19 protein-coding genes are annotated in these 23,111 nt (G+C 44.3%); 2 read left to right on the forward strand and 17 right to left on the reverse strand.

Annotated features, from left to right (window positions below):
- Nucleotides 1-228: 228 nt before the first annotated feature.
- From G5B06_RS03620 to ptsP, 7 genes are all read right to left on the reverse strand, one after another.
- Nucleotides 229-1,026 carry a CPBP family intramembrane glutamic endopeptidase gene (locus G5B06_RS03620; RefSeq protein WP_243278898.1) on the reverse strand — a complete coding sequence of 266 codons (798 nt, stop codon included), beginning with the start codon at nucleotides 1,024-1,026 and terminating at the stop codon, nucleotides 229-231.
- A 29-nt stretch (nucleotides 1,027-1,055) separates the two neighbouring features.
- Nucleotides 1,056-1,703 carry an HAD family hydrolase gene (locus G5B06_RS03625; protein WP_173771385.1) on the reverse strand — a complete coding sequence of 216 codons (648 nt, stop codon included), beginning with the start codon at nucleotides 1,701-1,703 and terminating at the stop codon, nucleotides 1,056-1,058.
- A gap of 45 nt (nucleotides 1,704-1,748) precedes the next feature.
- The gene (locus G5B06_RS03630; RefSeq protein WP_173771387.1) at nucleotides 1,749-2,720 is read right to left on the reverse strand and encodes a hypothetical protein; all 972 of its coding nucleotides are present in this window, start codon (nucleotides 2,718-2,720) and stop codon (nucleotides 1,749-1,751) included.
- Nucleotides 2,698-3,939, reverse strand: coding sequence for a protein kinase domain-containing protein (locus G5B06_RS03635; protein ID WP_173762316.1), 1,242 nt, complete (start codon nucleotides 3,937-3,939; stop codon nucleotides 2,698-2,700). Before G5B06_RS03635 ends, G5B06_RS03630 begins: the two co-directional genes overlap by 23 nt.
- 312 nt (nucleotides 3,940-4,251) lie before the next feature.
- A complete protein-coding gene (gene argS / locus G5B06_RS03640) occupies nucleotides 4,252-6,018 on the reverse strand; it encodes an arginine--tRNA ligase (RefSeq protein ID WP_148446489.1) in 1,767 nt (588 codons plus the stop codon).
- A 39-nt stretch (nucleotides 6,019-6,057) separates the two neighbouring features.
- The gene (locus tag G5B06_RS03645; protein WP_173762317.1) at nucleotides 6,058-6,927 is read right to left on the reverse strand and encodes a DegV family protein; all 870 of its coding nucleotides are present in this window, start codon (nucleotides 6,925-6,927) and stop codon (nucleotides 6,058-6,060) included.
- Between the two features lie 256 nt (nucleotides 6,928-7,183).
- On the reverse strand, nucleotides 7,184-8,800 hold the full coding sequence (gene ptsP / locus G5B06_RS03650) for a phosphoenolpyruvate--protein phosphotransferase (RefSeq protein WP_148446493.1): 1,617 nt from the start codon (nucleotides 8,798-8,800) through the stop codon (nucleotides 7,184-7,186).
- Nucleotides 8,801-9,274: 474 nt separating this feature from the next.
- Between ptsP and G5B06_RS03655 the strand changes: the two genes are divergently transcribed.
- Nucleotides 9,275-9,547: a sensor histidine kinase gene (locus G5B06_RS03655; protein ID WP_148446495.1), complete on the forward strand. Its 273-nt coding sequence runs from the start codon at nucleotides 9,275-9,277 to the stop codon at nucleotides 9,545-9,547.
- Nucleotides 9,548-9,611: 64 nt separating this feature from the next.
- On the opposite strand, the gene G5B06_RS03660 is transcribed toward G5B06_RS03655, so the two are convergent.
- Genes G5B06_RS03660 through G5B06_RS03675 form a run of 4 tightly spaced genes read right to left on the reverse strand, consistent with a single transcriptional unit; the run spans nucleotide 9,612 to nucleotide 15,088 of the window.
- Nucleotides 9,612-10,874, reverse strand: coding sequence for an ABC transporter permease (locus tag G5B06_RS03660; protein ID WP_173771389.1), 1,263 nt, complete (start codon nucleotides 10,872-10,874; stop codon nucleotides 9,612-9,614).
- A gap of 17 nt (nucleotides 10,875-10,891) precedes the next feature.
- On the reverse strand, nucleotides 10,892-12,973 hold the full coding sequence (locus tag G5B06_RS03665; RefSeq protein WP_173771391.1) for a hypothetical protein: 2,082 nt from the start codon (nucleotides 12,971-12,973) through the stop codon (nucleotides 10,892-10,894).
- Between the two features lie 4 nt (nucleotides 12,974-12,977).
- A complete protein-coding gene (locus G5B06_RS03670) occupies nucleotides 12,978-13,649 on the reverse strand; it encodes an ABC transporter ATP-binding protein (protein WP_173771393.1) in 672 nt (223 codons plus the stop codon).
- Nucleotides 13,646-15,088: an efflux RND transporter periplasmic adaptor subunit gene (locus tag G5B06_RS03675; RefSeq protein ID WP_173771395.1), complete on the reverse strand. Its 1,443-nt coding sequence runs from the start codon at nucleotides 15,086-15,088 to the stop codon at nucleotides 13,646-13,648. Before G5B06_RS03675 ends, G5B06_RS03670 begins: the two co-directional genes overlap by 4 nt.
- Before the next feature lie 218 nt (nucleotides 15,089-15,306).
- On the opposite strand from G5B06_RS03675, the gene G5B06_RS03680 reads away from it, so the two are divergent.
- Nucleotides 15,307-16,467 (forward strand): hypothetical protein, encoded by a 1,161-nt coding sequence (locus G5B06_RS03680; RefSeq protein ID WP_173771397.1) that lies wholly within the window; start codon nucleotides 15,307-15,309, stop codon nucleotides 16,465-16,467.
- Nucleotides 16,468-16,545: 78 nt separating this feature from the next.
- Here G5B06_RS03680 and G5B06_RS03685 read toward each other — a convergent pair whose 3' ends face one another.
- The 6 genes from G5B06_RS03685 to G5B06_RS03710 are packed head-to-tail and all read right to left on the reverse strand — an operon-like array spanning nucleotide 16,546 to nucleotide 23,100.
- A complete protein-coding gene (locus G5B06_RS03685) occupies nucleotides 16,546-17,301 on the reverse strand; it encodes a TSUP family transporter (protein ID WP_173771399.1) in 756 nt (251 codons plus the stop codon).
- A 6-nt stretch (nucleotides 17,302-17,307) separates the two neighbouring features.
- Nucleotides 17,308-19,107, reverse strand: a complete 1,800-nt coding sequence (aspS, locus tag G5B06_RS03690; RefSeq protein WP_173771401.1) for an aspartate--tRNA ligase — start codon at nucleotides 19,105-19,107, stop codon at nucleotides 17,308-17,310.
- A gap of 19 nt (nucleotides 19,108-19,126) precedes the next feature.
- Entirely contained in the window at nucleotides 19,127-20,380 is a 1,254-nt protein-coding gene (gene hisS / locus G5B06_RS03695) for a histidine--tRNA ligase (protein ID WP_173771403.1), read from the reverse strand.
- The gene (locus G5B06_RS03700; RefSeq protein WP_274603292.1) at nucleotides 20,313-20,948 is read right to left on the reverse strand and encodes an HD-GYP domain-containing protein; all 636 of its coding nucleotides are present in this window, start codon (nucleotides 20,946-20,948) and stop codon (nucleotides 20,313-20,315) included. Before G5B06_RS03700 ends, hisS begins: the two co-directional genes overlap by 68 nt.
- A 21-nt stretch (nucleotides 20,949-20,969) precedes the next feature.
- Complete coding sequence (gene hemZ, locus G5B06_RS03705; RefSeq protein WP_173771405.1) at nucleotides 20,970-22,523, reverse strand: coproporphyrinogen dehydrogenase HemZ; 1,554 nt, start codon at nucleotides 22,521-22,523, stop codon at nucleotides 20,970-20,972.
- Nucleotides 22,471-23,100 carry an MBL fold metallo-hydrolase gene (locus G5B06_RS03710; RefSeq protein ID WP_173771407.1) on the reverse strand — a complete coding sequence of 210 codons (630 nt, stop codon included), beginning with the start codon at nucleotides 23,098-23,100 and terminating at the stop codon, nucleotides 22,471-22,473. Before G5B06_RS03710 ends, hemZ begins: the two co-directional genes overlap by 53 nt.
- Nucleotides 23,101-23,111: the final 11 nt, after the last annotated feature.

Consider the following 23,111-nt stretch of genomic DNA (forward strand, 5'->3'; position numbering starts at 1 on the left):
GTACAAGAAATGGTTTCTTAAATAAATATAAAATCTGTATAAATTTCCCACCCGGCAGAAGTATTCCCGTATACTTTTTTATAAAAAAAGAACCTGCAATGGTATCACTATGTTGTGATCCCACTACAGATCCTCTGTAAAAAACAATTATTTACATTTCATCTTTCATTCCGCCCGATCCAGGGACAGACAGCTATCGAACATCTACAATCTACATCCGGTTAACAGTTAAACAGCCCGGTAACCTCTCTTTTCTCCCCGGCGTGCAAAATACTGGTATCCTCCGATCATCACCACTGCAAAGACACCATAGATTATCAGAAGACTTCCTGCTCCTGTTTTTTCTACCAGGGTCTGAGCATATTCGCTGAAAATAAGTATCCAGGTATTGGCTCCGATATGCATCAGCACACTGGTCCACTTATTGCCGCCCATCTCCAGGAACCACGCAAAAAGTCCTCCCAGGATAAACGCATATACAGCTTGCAGGACATTTCCATGGTAGATTCCAAAAAATGCAGCGGAGATCACAGCAGAAACCAGTACGGAAAAATGATCCCGAAGTCTCAGATAGACCAGCCAGCGAAAGATCATTTCTTCCGCAATTGGTGCTACGATTCCCATCCAGAAAATCATCATAAAAAGACTTTTCCCTGAAGTGATCTTCGTCATAGTCTCTCCATAGCTGGATGAGATCCAGTTCTGCAAGATCGCCACCAGCACATTGGCATACTGGGCAAATCCGGCTCCTGCCGCAAGAAGAAGCAGCATTTCCGGGACAGAAAGCCTCTGCTCTTCAATGGAAGTTAAACCACCGATCAGCCTTCCTATACAGTCTTTCCGGTAAAAATATACTGCCGGAAACATAACCAGCACTCCCGTAAGTCCTGTGATTACCAGAGTATAACTGTAATAAGATTCCTGTGCATTGCTGACATGATTCACCAGCCAGAGAAGCACGGCACTTCCAAGGATCTGTCCGATCAGATAATGGATTCCTACCGGATAAAGTTCCCTCCACACCATTTGAAAAATGTTCTGTCTGTGCAGAGGGGTCAGTCGAAAAAATTCAGAAGTTCATCTGCGGAAGCTACGATCTGAAGGGGCTGTGCCGCCTCCAGCTCTTCTCTGCTGCCATATCCGTAAGATACAGCCACACACTGGATCCCGCATCGTCTGGCGCCAAGAATGTCATGCTCCCGATCTCCCACCATGATCACCTGGTCACGATGATCGGAAAGGCTCATTCTTTCCAGCGCTTCCTCGATCACCTGGGATTTGGAAACTTTCGGACCGTTGAGGTCCGTTCCTGCGATCACCTCAAAATAACGGCTCAGATTAAAATGATCCATGATCTGTGTCACGTAAAAAGTAGGTTTCGCAGACGCCACAGCCAGCCGGTAGCCACGACGTTTCAGCTTCGCCAGGGCATTTTCCACACCCGGATAAACGGTGTTCTCATACATTCCTTTTTCTGAATACCGTTCTCTGTAATATTCGATTCCCTTCTGTGCTGTCTCTTTATCAAATCCTGCATATTTCATAAACTGATCCAGAAGCGGCGGTCCTACAAAAACTTTCAGCGGCTCCAGATCCGATGCTGAAACTCCAAGTTTCTCCAGTGCATACTGTACAGATTTCGTAATTCCCTCTCCGGATTCTGTCAGTGTTCCGTCCAGGTCAAAAAAGATTGCTTTATACATAAATTCCTCCTGTTGTGCAAAAAATCAGTAAGTATGCCTATTGTATCACTGTTTTTCTGTTAAGTCCATGCTTTCATGGTACAGCTTCCCGGATTTCACAAAACCAAGAAGTTCTGCTTTCCAGGGCTTTCTGGTTTTTTCCGGCAATTTCGCCAGGAGTTTTTTCCCATACCAGTAAAAATCACATTCTTTTCCGTTGATACGAAATGAAAGAATCTGGAAGGGAATATCCGGTCTGATCTCTATCTGAACCCTGTTACCGTCTATTTCTGCATGGATCGTCGGTGTTTGTTCTTTTTCCGCTTTCTTATCCGGCGTTTCTGCTGGTTCTGTCTGGTAGTAGGATAATGCCGGATTCTGGTCTTTCTTTTTCCTTGATGCGCCTGCTGTTGGCTTTTGAATTGATTTACGAACTGATTTTGGAACCGGCGTCGCAGATAGAATTGCTGACGATGTCTGTGTGGGAACCGGTGGTTTTGTTGGCATTGGTGTTTTTGTTGGTGCCGACGTTTCCGTAAGTCCTTCTGCCGGTGTGTTAACTGTATTTGCTTCCTCCTCAATGGTTGTCCCCGGATTTTCATTTTCCTGGATATCCGGTTCCTGAAATTCATATCTTTCTCCGTTACCACCGGAATTTTCTGATGCAGTATTTTCGTTTTCCATGGATTTTTCTTCCGGAGAATATACTTCTTCTGCCTGGAAATCCGGGTTCCATTGGTAAGAATCCTCCTGTTCATTTTCTGTCACTGTCCCGGTATTTGGATCTTCTCCCGTTTTTTCAGTATCCCGGTTACTGTTATCATTTTCTGTTCCTCCATAACTTCCTTCCCAGTCTTCCGGCAGCTGCCCGGCTCCTTCTCCCACATTCATATCAAATCCACCGGTATCAAAACTATCCATCCCTGACATATCAAATCCATAAACGATGATAGAGCTGACCATCCAGCTGCATAAGATCAACAGAGCTAATGCAGCCGAGCAGCATTTTTGCCGTTCATTCTTTCGTCTTTTTCTCATTGATCTCCTCCCAAAGTTTCAGATTCCTGCTTTCACCTTTCTCCAACAGCTCTGCTTTTTCTTTCTTTTTATAATCTTCCCACAGTTTTCTGCTGGCTTCTTTCTGACCGATCCGAAGTAAAAACATTCCATACTCTCCGTAGGCCACAGGATATTCCTCATCATACAGAAGAATATTTTCATAATACAAAGCCGCTTTCTCCGGTTCCTGCAAAAGCTCCGCATTCCATGCCAGCAACAGCTCAATACGGCGCTGCTGTTCTTTTTCCCTGTAATTTCTGTTTAAGTTCTGTAGTTTCTTTTCCGCTGTTATGCAGTACCTTTTCCGGCTCCTAGAGTCTTCCGGATACTGTCTGGCTTCGTAATACAGGTCTGTTACTTCTGAGAGCGCCACAGAAAACGCTTCCTGTTTCAGTAATCCCGCTGTCAAAAATAATACTCCTATCAGAACCCCGGCGGCAACCACTTCCAGAAAACGTTTTCGCCAGGTAACTGTCTGATATCGGTTTTCCAGTTTCCGGATCCTTTTCTGAACTGATGACATATCCGAATATCTGTATTTTTCCTGTTTTCTGGTACATCGAAACAGAAACCAGAAAAATTCCGGATATAAAAAGCACTGCCATTTCTTTTTTCCGCAAAGTTTTTCCATGGTTTTCCCCAGGGCATAAATATCGCTCCTCGGACTTAAGTAACCCTGATATTGCTCCGGTGCCGCATAGCCTTTCGTTCCTTCACAGATCTGTTTTCTTTTTCCACGATCAGACATGGCACTTCCCAGATCGACCAAATACAGATGTCCGGTTTCAGAGATCATCAGATTATCCGGTTTCAGATCTCCATAGCAGACCGGCGGTTTCCGGCTGTGGAGATAACCCAGTACTCTGGCAATCTCTTTTCCCCTTATAAGCGTTTCCTGTATGGAAAAAATTTTTCCTGAACAAAGAAGTTCTTCCAGTGACTGACCTTTGATATATTCCATGATCAGATAGCAATATTCTTCTGTTTCCATATAATCCACAATCTTTGGGATCGCAGGATGTTCCAGGCGTTGCATCAGCATGGCTTCTTTTTTCTTTGCGAGGGGGATTTCCTTCACAGCACGAAAAATGCCAAGTTCCATATCTTTCGCCAGATACAGGCTTCCGCCTCCGCCATGTCCAATCCGTTCTATAACGCAATAACGTTCTTTCAGGACAGTTCCAATCAGACAGATCACCTTCCTCTCATTTCTGCCAGATACTATTTGTAATTATATTTCTTATTTGTTTGGGATCATCCGGTGAATTCCGGTTTCAGAAAAAATAGAATCAGATAAATAACTGCAAACAAATATATAAGATCCATATTCGTTCAAGATGGATTTTATTATAGCATGTCACATTCCTTTTGCAAAGAGCTTTTGCCCAATAAAAACAGAGTAAAAAAACAACCCGCCGGATACCGCTGACAAAAAATTTCTTCCTGTCCCTGTATCCTGGCGAGTTGTCATTATTTATGATGCTTATACCTTAATCTTTAAAGCTGTACCTTACATACGGTCTGGTGCAGAGAATCCAAGAAGGTCGATGCTTGTCTCAAGCACTCTTCTTGTAAGCTGGAGAAGCTGAAGGAAAGATTCCTTCTGTGCCTGATCCTCTTCGCTTAAGATCTTTGTCTCATGGTAAAAGCTGTTAAATGCATTGGATACCTCGTAAATATATGCACAGATCTTATGTGGTGCTTTTTCTTCAAAGGCATTCTCAACCATTGCCGCAAAGCCGGAAAGCTGGAGCATCAGGTTCTTCTCGCTGTCATTGACTGCCGGAAGGATCTTGCCCGCGCTTAAATCTCCACCCTCCTGTACATAACGGTTCAGGATGGATTTGATACGTACGATGGTATAAAGGATGTACGGGCCTGTATTTCCCTCAAAGGAAGTAAATCGGTCAACATCAAAGATATAATCCTTAGTTGCCTGGTTGGAAAGATCTCCGTATTTGATTGCGGAAAGTCCTACGATCTTGGCAGTATCCTTGGCATCTTTATCTTTTACGCTGCGGTTCTCCACGATCTTGCGGTACATTTCTTCATCAATATCTGCGATCAGGTTCTCCAGACGCATAACACCGCCTTCTCTTGTCTTAAACGGTTTACCGTCTTTTCCGTTCATGGTACCGAAACCAAGGAAGGAAAGTTTGGTCTCCGGATTTACAAGACCGGTCTTTCTTGCACAGCGGAATACCTGGATAAAGTGAAGTTCCTGACGCTTATCAACAACGTAAAGGATCTCATCCGGCTGGAAGAGCTTCATACGCTCTACGATCGTAGCAAGGTCTGTGGTTGTATACAGGGAAGCTCCGTCAGATTTCAGAAGCATGCACGGAGGGATCTCCTTGGTATCGCTCTCTTCTTTTACATCTACAACAAGAGCTCCCTGATCCTCATAGGCGAACCCACGTTTCTTCATATCCTCTACCATATCCGGAATGTACGGCTGCGCGTCGGATTCTTTTTTCCAGAGGTCAAATTCTACGTTCAGATTTGCATAATTTCTCTTAAGGTCTGTTACAGATACGTTCATAATGTGATTCCAGAGAGCCATGTATCCAGGTTTGCCCTGCTGAAGAAGATGGGTTGCCTCCAGTGCTTCATTGCGGTAAGCCTCGTCCTCTTTGGACTTGCCGCTGGCACATGGATAGATCTCTTCCAGTTCGCTGATGGTAAACGGTGCTTCTGTGGGATATTCCCCGGTAAAGCTGTCATCAAAATATACCAGCTCCGGTTTCCGGTGTTTCAGCTCTGTGATGATCAGTCCCATCTGAAGGCCCCAGTCTCCAAGATGCACATCGCCGATCACCTTGTGTCCTACAAAACGTCCGATACGCTTGATGCTCTCGCCGATGATCGCAGAACGGAGATGTCCTACGTGAAGGGGTTTGGCAACGTTTGGTCCGCCGTAGTCGATGATGATCGTCTTCGGGTTCTTGGCAGTTTCAACGGAAAGCTTCTCATCTTCTGCCATCTTATTCATATATTCCGCAACGAATTCCGTCTTCACATCCAGGTTGATAAATCCAGGCTTTACAACTTCTGCTCTGGAAAAGATCTGGCTGTCTGAGAGCTGCGCTACCACATCATCCGCAATCATAAACGGAGCCTTGTGGTATGTTTTGGCTCCAGCCATGGCACCGTTACACTGATATTCGCATAAGTCCGGTCTGTTGGAAACAGTAACTTTACCGTAGGACGGATCGTAACCTGCTTTTTCAAATGCTGCGGAAAGTTCTTCCGCCATCTGTTCCATAATCTTCTTCATGTTTCAAACTCCTCATATCTTTGTTTCTGTATTTTATGCTTATAATGTCACTTTTCTTGAGCATGCAACTGCAAGGGCACCGTAACCGATATGGCAGGCAACACTTAAGGAAAGGGGATCCATATGTATCTCCACTCCCGGGAATACTTCCTGGATCTCTTTTTTAAATTCTTCTGCTTCTTCCAGATTACCTGTATAAGCAGCCTGCAGACACATCTCACCATTGGATACATATTCCTTAAAACGTGTCTCCCAGTCATTCTTCATGGCTTTCAGCATGGCACGTTTGGCCTGCTTCTTGCCACGAACCTTGGCATAGGCATCCAGTTTCTCTCCCTGGATCTGCAGTACCGGTTTCAGGTTCAGAACTGTTCCGATAGCTGCTGCCGCCGGTGTGATCCTTCCGCCCTTTTTCAGATATTTCAGGGTATCCAGTGTGATATAGATACTGGAATCAAATTTCTGGTCTGTAAGGATCTTCTTGATCTCTGCTGCGCTTTTTCCTGCCTCTGCGAGCATCTTTGCATCCATTACGGACTGTCTCTGTGTTACGGAAATCCTCTGATTATCTACTACCTGAACACGGCCGTTATAGTCAATGGCAAGTCCCATTGCGGTAGAACAGGATGCGCTCAGTCCGCTTGACATTGGGATGTGAACGATCTCTTCATAATCTCTCAGAAGCTTATCCCACAGATCACAAAGATCTGCCGGACTCGGCTGAGATGTAGAAATCGTTTCATCCTTTTTAAGCTTCTCATAAAACTCTTCCTGTGTGAGAGTTACACCTTCAAGGTACATTTTTTCATTAATATAAAACGGCATCGGAATCACATAAACGCCAAGCTCTTCGGCCTGGGCCTGTGTGATACCACTGTTGCTGTCTGTTACAATGGCGATTTTGCCCATTATCTATTCCCTCCTGGTTTGTTATCTCGGCGGTCTAAAGAATTAATACATCAGCCCCTGATGGACTAATTCTTTAAACCGCCCTAAAAAAGCCATAATTGTAGTGTATCATATTTTTTTCTATATCACAATTGGAAATTTTCCATGAGTATTTTCCATAAATATTCCGTAAAAAACAGCTGCCATACAGATTTTGATGTACAGCAGCTGTCACATTATTTATGGAAAATATCTTTATCCATTTATGATCTGTGTCTTATTCCATTTCTCTTACGATCTTTCTGACCGGAAGCACAAAGGTCGGAGATACAGAAAGCTCGTCCAGTCCCATTTCCACAAATCTCTCAGTAAGAGTGGTATCCGCACCAAGCTCACCACAGATTCCAGCCCAGATGCCTTCTTTGTGTGCATTGTCCACAACCATCTGGATCATACGGAGAACTGCCTCATGATGAGAATCATAAATGTTATCCAGTTTCGCGTTCTGACGGTCGATCGCCAATGTGTACTGGGTGAGGTCGTTGGTTCCGATACTGAAGAAGTCAACTTCTTTTGCAAGAAGGTCACTGATCATAACAGCAGCCGGAGTCTCGATCATGATACCCTGCTCCACATCATCGCGGAACGGAATGCCCTGCTCGGTAAGCTCTGCTTTCACCTCAGCTACGATGGCCTTGATCTGTTTTACTTCTGTTACGGAGATGATCATCGGATACATAATGGAAATATTTCCGAACATGCTTGCGCGGAAAAGTGCACGAAGCTGTGTCTTGAATACTTCCGGGCGGTCCAGACAGATACGGATCGCACGATATCCCATTGCAGGATTCTCCTCGTGTGCCATGTTGAAATAATCGATCTGCTTGTCTGCTCCGATATCCAGAGTACGGATAATGACTTTTTTGCCGGCCATGTTCTGTGCTACAGTCTTATAAACCTGGAACTGCTCTTCCTCTGTAGGGTAATCTTCTTTTTCCAGATATACAAACTCACTTCTGAAAAGTCCGATACCCTCTGCATCATTGGCAAGTACATTGGCAACATCACCGGTACTTCCGATGTTTGCGTAAAGGTGGAGTTTCCGTCCGCTCTTGGTAACAGTTTCTTTTCCTTTCAGTTCCTTGAGCATTGCACGCTGTGCAAGTTCATCTGCACGCAGGTCTTCGTATTTCTTAAGGGTCTCCGCATCCGGATCAACGATCAGATTTCCGCTCTTTCCGTCTACGACTGCCATTTTTCCGTCCATGGACTCGTCGTATTCGATATTGATCAGTGCCGGAATGTTCATAGTTCTTGCAAGGATCGCGGTATGTGAGTTGGAAGAACCTTTTCTTGTAACAAATGCAAGTACCTTGCTCTTGTCCATCTGCACGGTCTCACTTGGTGCAAGATCTTCCGCAACTACAATCACCGGTTCCGATGCCTCAAGATTTCCGTCACCGTGACCGGAAAGTACACGTACCAGACGGTCGGAAATATCCTTCACATCAGCAGCTCTTGCCTTCATGTAATCGTCGTCCATCTGTGCGAACATAGATGAGAAGTTGTCGCCAGTTGTTGCAACCGCATATTCTGCGTTTACAGACTCTGTACGGATAATGTTGTGGATGGAATCCAGATAGTCATCATCATCAAGCATCATCTGATGAACTTCAAAGATTGCCGCTCCGGACTCTCCAACTTCCTGAAGAGCCTTGTCATAAAGCTTCTGAAGCTGTGCCACAGCCTGCTCCTTGGCTGCCTCCACACGCTTTACCTCTTCTTCCGGATCCTCCACGTGAACACGTTTTACACTGGTGTCAACTTTCTGAAGAATTGAGATCTTACCGATCGCAATACCGGAAAATACAGATTTACCTTCCAAAACCTTCATGAAATTATCTCCTTCTGTTTTTATATTTGCCCACTTATGAGGTATTATAACACACAATCCGAAGATTCTGCCATGCTTTTTTCGTGATCTTTAAAAAACCTGTAAAAATTCTATTTATGCTTTCTTTTTTTGCCATATATACAGCAAAAGTGACAAAACAAACGCTGCCGTTCCGCGAAAAATGCCTTGTATCCGTTCTGCCTGGATGGCTGTCTTCGGAAATATCAGATACCACTGTATCTTTTTTCCGGAGTCTTATCAGAAAAAGGGATTCTTTCCAGCGGCATTTTCAGTTCCAAAAAGTTCCTCTGCCTTCATAAATCCTCCGTCCCAGTAAAAACAGATATCTGTCTTATTTTCCTGTTTCCGGACTGTTTTTAAAATTTCTTCTGCCCGATCCTGATCCGGATAACTTCCTTCCAGAAAAACGGAAAGAGAATTTTCCCCGGGTATAGATATAAATTCCCTTAATCCATACAGAAAACACAATCCGGCAAGCAGGCAGACGGCAAGCTCTGCTTTTCTGTTTCCGATAATGGTCCAGGCATTCCGAAAACTTCCAGAGAAGATGTTTTTCGCCGTTTCTACCGAATGGATTCTTCCAGAAAAGATAAACAACATTTTGGCCTTGGACTTTCCATCGCCCGGGAGATTGTTTCTCTTCATGGCGGAACTATTGCGGTTTCCGAAACTCCTGGCGGCGGCGCAACATTTACCATTGTTCTTCCCATAAGTTTTCCAGCATAAAAATACAGCACATGCAATCAAAAAAGATTTTTTTATGCATGTGCTGTATTTTTAATTCTCTGTATTATTCACTGCGAAGGGCATCAATAGGATTCAAATTGGCAGCTTTCACAGATGGAAGAAGTCCGAAGATCAGGCCGATCAGCATGGAAAATACTACTGAGCCGATAATAGCCGGAATACTGATAGCCGTCGGTGCCCCGGACACCTGGGCCACCACCTTTGACAGTATAATTCCAAGAACTACTCCTATAATTCCTCCGATACTGGTCAGCACCGAAGCCTCTGTCAAAAACTGTCCCAGAATGACTTTTTTCCTTGCCCCGATGGCTTTTTTCAATCCAATCTCACTGGTACGTTCTGTGACAGATACCAGCATAATATTCATAACACCGATGCCACCAACCAGAAGAGAAATACTTGCAATCCAGATCAGCTGCTGATTGGTACTCTCACTGAGTTTCTGGAGATTTTTAACTTTCTCCATGATATCTTCCGCTTTATATTTAAAATTGGAATTGCTTTTTTCATTCTGGATTCCTGTATTTAAGACATCCTCTGCAGCCTTTCCTACAGAACTCATATTATCCGTACTGTCTGCACGGACAGTTACATTCTGTGGCTGATCAAATTTGAACACAATAGGCCAGGTAGTATCCGGAATCATCACGCTTCCCATAATTGTCTGGGAATATTCCTCATATTCAGAAAGCGTATTGATCTTCGGCATGTTATCCTCGCTCTGAGTAATCACTCCTACAATAATATAAGGCTCTGATCCCACCTCAATGGTTTTTCCTATAGGATTCTCGCTTCCGAAAATATTCTGTGCGGCATTGGAATCCACAAGGGCAACCTTCCGGTAGCTGTCATAATCTTTCTGCACAAAACCCCGTCCGGACTGAACCAGATATCCCATCGTCTTCAGATAGCTGCTGTCGATCCCGTACACAGTTCCACCCTGAAAGCTTGTGTTCTTATAATAAACACTTGCAGACTGACTGCTGTAATAAAAAGTGGAACTGATCACATGATCCAGATCCGCAATCGCTGTTTTCTGAGAATCGGAAATCACCGGCGGAGTAGCGGAACTTCCGTACGATCCGTAATCCATATCGTAGGTGCTGTCTCCATCATAAAGCAATACCTGTACCGTATTATTTCCGGAACCAATCAGATCTTCTTTAATCTGTTCGCTGGTTCCCTTAATCGTAGATACAATTGCAATAATAGATGCAATACCAATAATAATACCAAGCATGGTCAGAAAGGATCTCATCTTATGTGACCATATTCCCTGAAAGGCCAGGCGTATATTTTCAAGCATGAAATTTCTCCTCTCCGTTATTGATTATACATATCATCCAATGTCACTTCTTTTGTTTTGGCACCTTCCGTAACTGCATCGCCATAAGGAAATGCCAGAAGATCATCCGATTTCAGTCCACCGGTTACCACTGCATAATATCCGCTGTTTACAATACTTCCTACGGTAATCTGCTGCTTTTTCAGAGTTCCCTTAACATCTTTGTAAACATAACTGTTTCCATTTTCCGTCCGGATAAAGGCTTTCATTACAACCAGACTTCCCTTGGCTAGTTTATTGGATTTCAGTGATACCGTTACATAATCCTGATCTGTAAACTGCAGTGACCGGTCTGTAATTTCTGCATTAAAAGTATAATAAGATACATTCGGGTTGGAATCTCCGCCATAGTAGAAATAACTGGATGATTCTACCGGATAATCCGATACATTCAACACTTTTGCCTCAAAGCTTCCCGAGTCATAACTGGTACACTGAAGAAGTGCTCCTTCCTGCATCTGATCCCTCATCAGCTCACTGACTGTTCCGGTTACATAGAAGCCATCTTTACTTTTTACTTTCAAAAAAGCATCTCCATTGTAGGAACCTGTCGCCTCATCCCCGATATAAGCTACGGTTCCGTCCAGCTTGCTCGTTACCAGCTTATTTTTTACTTTATTTTCAAGTTTGGTGATATTCAGATTATTTTCCTCGATATCCAGTTTCAGGCTTGCAATCTTGTTCTTCTGGATCTTGATGGCATCCTCTCTTGACATAGTTGAGCTATCTGTACTGTCGTCTCCATCGCTGCCGTCATCTGGAATTTCATCATCTGTGGTGTCATCATAAGTGGATGCTCCATCCAGCGTAAACTCTGTCTCTGCATACATATAAACTGGGTTTTCCAAAAGGCTTCCATCAATCAGATAATAGCCGGTACAGGAAAGTTTTCTATCCTGAAAATCAGCAATGGTATCATTTTCGTGAAATTCCAGCTGAAACCAGCTGCCACCTTCCTGCACTACTCTGGTTCCATCTGCACTGTAACCTGCCATCCGGTTAAAAAACGAACCCATAACTGTAACCTTGCCTTTTGCACTGCTTACAAGAAAAACATATGGATCCTCTTCTGTTCCTGTTCCTGTAAAAGGCTGTGATGTATCATCCAGTTTCTGATAAAACTCCGGTTCTCCGTCTGTAATTCCGGGAATTTCCTGTTCTGTTCCGTTCCCATTGGGATCAGGAAGTTCATCTGGTTCCAAAGTAGGTGTTGGTGTAGGGGTAGCTGATATTGCAGGTTCATCCGGATTTTCAGTCGGATTTTCTCCGTCTGTAATGTCATCTACCTCCGGATCCTGATAAGACGGCTCCATAATCAGCCCATCACCCAAACCGTCAGAACCGGATTCTGTACTTTCTGATTCCTGGTCTGCACTGCCGGCAGACGGAACCTCTTCTCCCTGAACATCTTCTATCTGCCCGGAAATATCCTCTGTAGAATCAGATTCTACATCTGTAAAAGCGCTGAGGAGCAATGGCTGAGTCGCAGCCGCCAGATAACTGCCAGTTCTATTCTCTGCTGCTGATCCTGTCGTAGACTGCATATCTTCATCTCCATTTCCGCTGGAAGAAGGATCTGTCGAAGACATTTCATCATCTCCGGCACTGCCGGTATCTCCTGTGGAAGCGTCCAGTTCATCGGTACTGTCTGTACTGTCCTCAATAGGCCCGCCATTCTGAAGACTTGTGAGACGATTCTGTGCTTTTGTAAGATCCTGTTCCTGTTTCTGGAGTTTCAGTTTTGCAATATTCAACTCCATTTCCACAAGTGTCATATCAAAAGAGATCAGATTGTCTCCTTTTTTTACATCGTCTCCCTGAGAAACATAAATTTTCTCAATGATCATATCTTTATCCATGTTTATATTCTGAGAAACATTTGTGGTGATGGTTCCATCCAGTGTTGTTTCCGAATACCAGTCCGTCAGGAGGTTGCTGACGCTGGTTACCGGCACTTCTGTCACCTTATTTTTTTTCACATGCTCAAGTCCTGTGTAAATTCCTCCGGCTGCCAGTGCCACAACCAATACGCCAACAATAACTCTTTTCACCACTTTCATGCTATCACCTCTTTTCCTGCAGCTCTCCATCCCGAATTGTGACAACTCTCTTGGCATGTGCCGCAATTTCCGGATCATGCGTGATCATCAGTACAGAAACTCCCTCATCATTCAGTTTCTGAAAAAGTTCCATAACCTGTGCACCGGATTTGGTATCCAGAGCACCGGTCGGTTCATCCGCAAGAAGAAGCTTCGGATTATTTACAATTGCTCTTGCAATGGCAACTCTCTGCATCTGTCCACCGGATAACTGATTAGGTTTAAAATTCACCCTGTCCGCAAGACCCACACGTTCCAGAGCTTTAAACGCCCATTCTCTCCGCTCTTTTTTGGGAATTTTCGCATAATTCAGCGGCAGTTCCACATTGGTCAGTGCGCTCTGTCTCGGAAGAAGATGAAAACTCTGAAATACAAATCCAATTGTTTTCAGACGTAGATCTGACATTTCATTTTCCGAACACTTCGCAATGTCTTCCCCATTCAGAAGAAACGAGCCTTTTGTTGGCTTATCCAGACATCCGATGATATTCATCAGAGTGGTTTTTCCGGAACCGGATGGTCCCATGATCGCCACATATTCTCCCTCTTCCATGGAAAAATTAACATCTTTTAATACGGGAACCGTCATTTTCCCCTGCTGGTAATCTTTATATATTCCCTTTAAATCCAAAATCATTCCGTCGGCGCTCCTTCCATCGGGACAAGATCATCTCCCGAAGAAATGTCATCTGTTACATCTGTCATATCGCTGTCCTCAATCATCTCCGGCTCAGCTCCGTCACTTTCCAGATCACTGTAATCTTCTCCGCTTTCATCCAGAGAATCTTCTTCATCCGAAGTATCCCACATGGCAGATGTTGTCTGATCAGCAGTTCCCTCCACAGCAGACATACCTTCTTTCAGTTCGTCTGTCGGAAATGCGATTTTATCTTTCTCAGTAAGTCCATCGGCAATTTCATATTCCGCAAGATTTTCGTCATACTGTCCAAGCACAACATCCCTCTTCACCAGTTTATTTCCAGCATCTGCAATCCACACATACGGACTGTCTGTATCTGCATCCACAATAAAATAATCATTCAGCCAGATACCTACTTTATTGTCATCCTGTCCTTCATCCGGTTCAATATAAACATGCTGGCCAAGCATCAGACCGTCAGAGGAATCCAGATTCACATAGAACGGATATGTACTGGACGAAGTCTGATCATTGCTGGTACTGGACATTCCATACATTGCCATATCCGAACTGTTATTACTTGCGGAATTATCCATATCCACAGAACCCATGGTTCCCTTCCATGTCTTGGACGAATCAACTCTGGAGCGGATAATTACCGGCGTTCCCTCTATGATGGAATCCCGGTTCACCTCATTTACCGTTCCTTTCACGCGATAGGCTCCCGTACTTAAAATTGTGATAAATGCATTACTGGAACTGTCTCCAGAACCGGAATCACCGGAATCGGAGGATCCCTCTGTGAGCGTATCATCTACGCCATCGGAATCATCTCCGCCCATCTTCGAAGTATCTATCTTCTGAATCACACCATCAATTTCACTGCGAACCTCTGTATTCTGTGTGGCCTGGGAAAGTTTTTCAATTTCCGCCTGTTTACTCTTCTGATCATATTCATTCTTCTTGAGATTCATTTTCTGAGTTTCAATTTCTATTGTATAAGAAAGCTGATTGTCTGCTGTAGCTTTCTTTTTCTCAGCTTCCAGAGTTGTAATCTGATCTGAAATACTTAAAGCCTCATTTTTAAGCCGATCCAGTGCCAGCTGCGCTTCCTGAAGGCTCTGCTGAATGCTTCCCAGATCATACTGAAAAAGAAGCTGGCCTTTTTTTACTTCCTCACCGGTTTTTACCTGTATTTCTTTTACTTTCCGTCCGCTTTCGATCTTTACCTGAACGGTTTCCTGCGGTTCCACTACACCAGCGTAGCGATTTTCCACTCCGGAGTCCATCTCTGAAAGCTTACTTATCTTTGTTACATATACAGTATCACTGCCACTTTTGGATCCTGCATGGTGTGTATAATAATACCAGCCGCCAGCTCCAATCCCCGCTGCCAGTATCAGAATCCCAAGGGCAATTAAAATACGTTTCTTCATATCTGTCCCCTTTTCCCAGCATAATGTGGAAACTACAAGTTACCTAAAATATCATAGCAGATTGAACCGAAAAAGAAAAGTCTTTGCGGAAAACGATGCAAATTTCACAAATTTTTCACTGTTTTTTTATAAAAATCGTATAGTTTTAAGGGATTTTTGACTTTTGATGCGATATCTGATAAAATGAGATGTAAATTTTTTTGAAAGGAAAGAACGATATGAAGACAGTGAAATACCTGCTGGCTTTCTTTTTTGTTTTTTTGGCAGTTTCTGTATGTGGCTGCTCCTATTCGGCAAAAACATCCGCAGAGAAAGCAATCAAAAAAGATCTGGATCTTCTGAAAAATCTGGATTCTGAAACAACCATGAAATACATATCGTACCAAGAACTGTTCCCGGATTCTGATGATAATACAGAACTTTCTGATGATATAAAGGAAGTTTTTTCTCTTTTTTTTCAGAATTTTGATTATAGAATTCTGAATGTCTCTACAGATCAGAATCAGGAAACCGCTTCTGCCCAACTCCGGCTTACCACTCTGGACGCTCAGGCTCTTGCCAGGGATTTTGTATCCCAGAGCCTTCAGGACGAAATATTAAAAGCCGCCTCTGGCGATGAAGACACAGAAGAAAATGAGAATTCACTGGAACAGCGTTATCTCCGGCTCCATAAGCTTCTGAAAAACAATTCCTACAAAACCGTAGATCGTAACGCTTCCATTCAGCTGATTAATCACGGATCTTCCTCCAATCCAAACTGGGAGATCACACACAGTTATTCTCTTGAAAATGACCTGGTTGGTGGTCTGATCACTTATCTGTCCGATCCGGATCTTGTACCACCCGACGAAACTCTTGGCGTTTATCTGAAAACGCTGCAGGAAATGGATGTGCAGCAGATGTCCAATTATCTTGGACTGGATTCCATTCTGAATACTTCCGATCCTGCAAAAAATACAATTGCCTCCGCACTTATGGAGCAGTTTCATTCCTGCTTCAATTATAAAATTACCGATACTTCTGTTTCCGGTTATCTTGCAGAAGTTCAGGCGGACCTGACTACTTTTGACAGTGATTCGATCCTCTCTCAGTATGAAGAAGAACTGAATACCTATCTTGCATCAGCAGACGCAGTTATAGACGGTTCTCAGAAACGATATAACAAATCTCATGAACTGCTTCTTGACAGTATAAAAAACAATACAACTACAACCACGGTTAATGCAACTTTTCATCTGACAAATGACGGTGTCTCCTGGAAATTGCAGGATGCCGGCACAGAACTTGGAAATGCTATTTTCGGAACACTTACCGCTTCCCCGGTCCCGGAAGATGCTGCCGGCAATGAAAATGCTTCCGATTCTGATGATAATGAATAAAAATCTATTCTACAAATAAAAATGCCCATTTAAATTTTGTTTCCGCCTGACAGGCAGCAAAATCCAAATGGGTATTTTTTAAACTCCGGATATGATCTTTATAAAAAGCAGTGCAAGGACTATAAGGATAATCGGCCGGATAATCCGGCTTCCGTTTTTCATGACCATTCCCGCACCGGTATAATGTCCGGCAATGGAGAATACAGATGCTGCGATCCCAAGCATGATCACGATCTTTCCGCTGAGCAGAAATACGGTAAGAGCTGCTACATTGGAAGAAAGATTGGTGACCTTCATGGTACCGGACGCTTTTGCCACGCTCATTTTTCCAAGTCCTGTATACAGAAGCAGGAGAAAAGTTCCTGTCCCCGGGCCATAAAAACCATCATAACAGCCCACAGCAAGAGAACATATGGCACAGATCAGAATCTGCTTCTTTCTGGCGATCTCACCGCCTTTTTCATCCATATTCTTCTTACGAAGCACATAAAAAGCAACAACAGGAAGAACCGGGATCAGCATATAGCGCAGGAGTTTATCACTGGCGATAAGGGCAAGATGAGCGCCTATAGTAGATCCCAGAAGAGCCATGGGAATACAGGGAATAACAAGGATACAATCCACAAAATTGTTTTTACAGAGGCGGATGGTAGAAATCAGTGTTCCTGTGGCCGAGGACAGCTTGTTGGTGGCAACGGCATTATGTACGGGAACTCCGGCCAAAAGATAAGCAGGCAGGGAAATCAGTCCTCCCCCGCCTGCTACAGCATCTACAAATCCGGCAAGAAATACAAGTGGACAAACGATCAGAAATGTATAGATTGTCGGCTGCATGATATTTTATTCTTCCTCTTCTTTCTCCGGCTCAAGGTCAAGGCCAAGCTCATGGAGCTGTGCTTCGCTTACCTGGCTTGGTGACTGAGTCATCAGACAGGAAGCATCTTTTACCTTCGGGAATGCGATAACGTCACGGATAGTATCTGCCTTTGCCATAAGCATAACAAGTCTGTCAAGACCGTATGCCAGTCCAGCGTGAGGCGGAACTCCGTATTTGAAAGCGTCCAGAAGGAATCCGAACTGCTCATGTGCAGCTTCTTTTGTGAATCCAAGTGCCTCAAACATTCTCTCCTGGATATCATCCTGATGGATACGGACACTACCGCCACCGATCTCATTTCCGTTAAGAACGATGTCGTATGCTTTTGCACGGACTTTTCCCGGATCTGTGTCAAGAAGCGGCAGATCCTCTTCCATAAGCATAGTGAACGGATGGTGCATCGCTGTGAAACGGTTCTCCTCCTCGCTCCACTCAAGAAGCGGGAACTCTGTTACCCATACAAAACGATACTCGTTCTTGTCAAGAAGATCCATCTGTTTTGCAAGCTCAAGACGAAGGGCACCAAGTACATCATATACCAGCTTAGTCTTATCTGCCGCGAAAAGAAGCAGGTCTCCCGGCTTACCATCCATGGCTTTTACAAGGGCATCCATTTCCTCATCCTTCATAAATTTGGCGAAGGAAGATTTTCTGGTTCCGTCCTCTGCGATGGCAATGTATGCAAGACCCTTTGCACCATAACCTTTTACAAACTCAACAAGTTTGTCAATCTTCTTTCTCGGCATTGCACCCTGGCCTTCTGCATTGATACCACGAACACTTCCGCCGTTCTCAATAGCACCTGTGAATACACCGAAACCGCAGTCTTTTACGATATCGCTGACATCATGAAGCTCCATGCCGAAACGCATATCCGGCTTATCAGAACCGAAGCGGTCCATAGCTTCCTGCCAGGTAATTCTCTGGATCGGAAGTTTTACATCGATGTCCAGAACTTCTTTGAACAGGAATGCAAGATATCTCTCATTAACATCGATAACGTCGTCTACGTCTACGAAAGAAAGCTCCATATCGATCTGTGTGAACTCCGGCTGACGGTCAGCACGAAGGTCTTCATCACGGAAGCATCTTGCGATCTGGATGTAACGGTCAAATCCGGAGCACATCAGAAGCTGTTTGTACAGCTGCGGAGACTGTGGAAGTCCATAGAAGCTTCCCGGATGAACACGGGATGGTACCAGATAATCTCTGGCTCCCTCCGGAGTACTCTTTCCAAGCATTGGTGTCTCAATCTCAAGAAATCCCTCGTTTGTAAAGAACTGTCTTGTAAGCTGGGCAACTTTGCTCTTCATCATGATATTTCTCTGAAGATCCGGTCTTCTTAAGTCAAGATAACGATATTTCAGACGGATCTCATCTTTTGTCTTGCTGTTCTCCTCGATCGGAAATGGCGGTACATCTGCCTCAGCAAGAACACGGAGAGATTTTACACGAAGCTCGATCTCGCCGGTTGCAAGATTCTCGTTTACAGCTCCTCCACGTTTCTCTACAGTACCGGTTACGGCAATGACAAACTCACTGCGAAGTTTGCCGGCTTTTGTAAAGCCTTCCTCGTCAATGCTGCCATTTTCAAAAATCAGCTGCATGATTCCGGAACGGTCACGAAGGTCTACGAACACAAGACCTCCTTTATTTCTGGCTTTTGCCACCCATCCCATTAATGTTACTTCTTTTCCGACCATCTCTGTGGTCACTTCTGCACATCGGCAGGTTCTGTGCAGTCCCTGCATGCTTTCAGCCATCTCTTTATCCTCCTCAATTTCAGTCTCTATTGAAAAACTCTACAAATTCTGTATAACCATCTGCTGCCAGCTGGTCTTTCTGGAATTTTTTGTTCTTCTTCATAATGGAGATATTGATCTGTGTACCGGCACTTCTCTCCTCTGTTGCCTGTTTCAGGATATTCAGAAGCTTGTCTGCCGACATATTTTTCTCGATCAGGTATGCTTTCTTGCCATTCTTGGTCGGGATCTCATAACCTCTCTCAAGAAGAAGCATAACGATTCTCTCAAATCCGATGGAGAAACCGCAGGCACAGGTATTGTTTCCTGTGAACTTACCGATCATCTCATCGTAACGTCCGCCACCGCCGACGCTTCCGCCGAACTCATCCATGGAGATCTCGAAGATCGGACCTGTGTAATAGGACATTCCACGTACCAGCGTCGGGTCAAAGGACATCTTGAAATCTGCTGTTTTTACAGATTCTACCGTATTGATGATAGTCTCAAGATCCTCTGCGATACCAGCATCCAAAACATCGGAAAGTTTCTCTTTAATATAACGGACACCCTCAACATCGTTGGTGATCTCACGGAAAAGTCCCAGATAAGTGTCAATGCTCTCTTTTGCAAAGCCCTCTTTCTCAAGTTCCTCAGCAACGCCCTCAATACCGATCTTATCCATCTTGTCAAGGATGATGAATACGGTATCAAAGCTCTCTGCCGGGAATCCGCTGTACTGGGCCATTGCCTTCAGGATTCTTCTGTCATTGATACGGATGGTAAAGTTGTGGAAATCCAGTTTTCCAAGAAGTGTTGTTGTTGCAAGTACAAGCTCAATCTCAGCCAGGTAAGTCGGCTCACCTAAGATATCGATATCGCACTGCATAAACTGACGGAAACGACCTCTCTGCGGACGGTCAGCTCTCCATACATTTCCCATCTGAAGTGCCTTGAATGGAGCCGGAAGCTCATTGGCATTATTGGAATAATATCTGGAAAGCGGTACAGTCAGATCATAACGCAGACCGGAATCTGTCAGATCATTCTCTGTTTTTGCAGTATCCAGTTTCAGTTTCTCACCTCTCTTCATGATCTTGAAGATCAGTTTCTCGTTTTCACCACCCTGCTTGCTGCAGAGATTCTCGATATGTTCTACACAGGGAGTCTCAATTGCGGAAAATCCAAACGTTCCGTATGTCTCTCTGATCATATTCATTACATAGTTACGGATTGCCATTTCCTTTGGTAAAATGTCCTTCATTCCTGTAACCGGTTTCTTCTTTAATGCCATAGTTTCCTCCTTTATGAATCACCCTCTGAAATGCAAGAAATACCTGCATATCAAAGTTTTTAATCTCATCGATCATAAGTTTTAAGACCTCATCGTTCTCAAGTGCTTTCCGGTAAGGCCTGTCCATGCTTAATGCTGCATATACATCACACACTCTCAGGATTCTGGCACCTATGGGAATTTCTTCGCCGCTTTTGTTACTGGGGTAACCACTGCCATCAAAATTCTCATGGTGATAGAGAATACTTTCCAGAATATAATCCGAATATCCCTGATCTTTCAGGATCTCATAGCCCAAAGTAGAATGCATACGGACGTACTTCAGTTCTTCAATGACCATCGGATTCTGTTCCTGTCCGTTGATGTATCCTTCCAGCTTCAGCTTGCCGATATCATGGAGCATTCCGGCAATGGCCAGCTGATAACACGCTTCCTCACCAAGGCCAAGCTCCTTCGCCACATCATAGGCAAGATTGCTGACAACAACTCCATGTTTCAGTTCTGCGGAAAGATCCATCTCCAGAATCCGGTCCTGCGTAGTCTCATTTATCTTCTGTACGCTTTTCAAGGATCTGTCTCTCCTTTCCGTCTACAGCCATTTTTCAATGCCTGTGCGTTTTCTCTCGATCATCTCATCAATACGTGCGATATAATTGGTAACATCTTTTACATTCTCCACACGCTCGATCCTCTGTCCGTGATCAAACACCAGCTTGGAGGAACCACCTGCACCCAGCGCGATGATCGGCTGCTTTTCCTCCATAATCAGTATATTGTAAATCCCTGCTTTGTCAACCTCAGAATAACCCACATTCTCGAAATTTCCCTTCATATTCTTCTGTCTGTACAGATAATAAGGACCCATTCCCATCTCATAGGCAGTTTTCATGGTCAGATTCATGATCTTCTGATTGTTTTCAAAAGTCATCTCCTGATATTGATCGCGGAAGATATTCAGTCTTGCCGCACGCTTCACAGCAAGGGAATGTACCGTCAGGCTGTCCGGCCCGAGCGCTTTTACCTCGTCCAGTGTATGCTGTACTTTTGTGATATTCTCACCTGGGAGACCTACGATCAGGTCCATATTGATATTATCAAATCCGGCTTCTCTTGCCAGATGGAACGCATTTTTTGTCTGCTCTACGGTGTGGCGTCTGCCGATGATATCCAGAGTCTCCTGATTCATAGTCTGTGGATTTACAGAAATCCTGGTAACCGGAAATTCCCGGATCGCCTGAAGTTTTTCCAAAGTGATACTGTCCGGTCTTCCTGCCTCAACTGTAAATTCCTCCAGTTCCTCGCAGGGGAAATATTCCGTGATCGCGCCAAGAAGCCGCCGAAGCTGATCCGGTTCCAGTGTGGTCGGTGTTCCGCCGCCAATATAAACTGTATCCAGTTTCCGGTTCTTCATCATCTGGGAAACCGCCTGGATCTCTTTGATCAGTGCATCCAGATAGTCTTCTACGTATTTACGCCATCTCTCCAGGGGATAGGAACTGAACGAACAGTACAGACAGATACTTGGGCAAAAAGGGATTCCCACATAAAGGCTGTAACCGTTCTCATAGTCAATATTCTTCAGGATATCCCGCTCACGGTTGGCAATGGTAACTGCAAGCGCTGTTTTCTCCGGGCTTACCAGATACTGTTCTTTCATATATCTGGCGATCTCTGTATTCTTCATTCCGGACTCCAGCATACCCATGGCCATTTTTACAGGACGGATGCCTGTAAGATTTCCCCAGGGAAGAGTCTTTCCTGTAGCACTGGAAAGCATCTGATACAGGGCATATTTGATGGCGTCCTTATTTTTTCTGCGGGTATCATGGGCGTCATCGCAAGAAATAAGGGCATCCGAAGCTTCTCCACTGGATTGCCCTTCCGTCACAGCCCCATGAGCTGTTTTTTTCTCTATTCCGTTATCGTAACTGATGGTATAACCTTCTTCATCACGGGAAACCCGGAAGCGGATATCATAATCCGCATCATCTTCCTCATAAAGAGAAATGATCTCATTTCCGGGATAAAACGCTTTGATCAGCTCATACACATCATGTTCAAAATCTCTGTTCTGAAACAAAATGCCAATCTTATACAAATGGATTATACCTCTTTTCGTAACCAATGGTTGTGGATGTGTCATGTCCCGGAAATACTTCTGTATCCTCCGGCAATGTATCCACAAGCTTGTGAAGGCTTCTTACGATCTCCGCGGAACTTCCGCCTGGAAAATCGGTCCTTCCAACAGAGCCACAGAACAATGTATCTCCGCTGAAAAGCACGCCCTCATCCTTAATATAGTAGCAGCAGCTTCCCTTGGTGTGTCCCGGTGTATGGAACATCTGGATAGAAAATCCGGCTGCTTCAAAAATCTGACCGTCATCCAGAAGGACATCTGGCTTAATGGAACAGGATCTTCCATAAACAGCAGTCATATTTACTGTGGGCTCAGCCAGCATCGCTTCTTCCTGTCTGCAGGCATAAACCGGGATCTGATATTTTTCCTTCACTTCCTTCACAGCCATGATGTGGTCAAAATGGCCATGGGTCAGAAGGATTCCCACCGGTTTTCCCTGCATAAGGGCTACCTTCTGAAAAACCTTCTCCGCATAGTCTCCCGGATCTACGATCAGCAGCTCTCCGGTTTCTTTATTCTTCAGAAAATAACAGTTGGTAAACACCTGTCCCAGCACACACTGCTGCATTTCAAGCTTACTCATAAAATTTCCTC

It is taken from the genome of Blautia luti (genome assembly GCF_013304735.1).
Classification (GTDB): domain Bacteria; phylum Bacillota; class Clostridia; order Lachnospirales; family Lachnospiraceae; genus Blautia_A.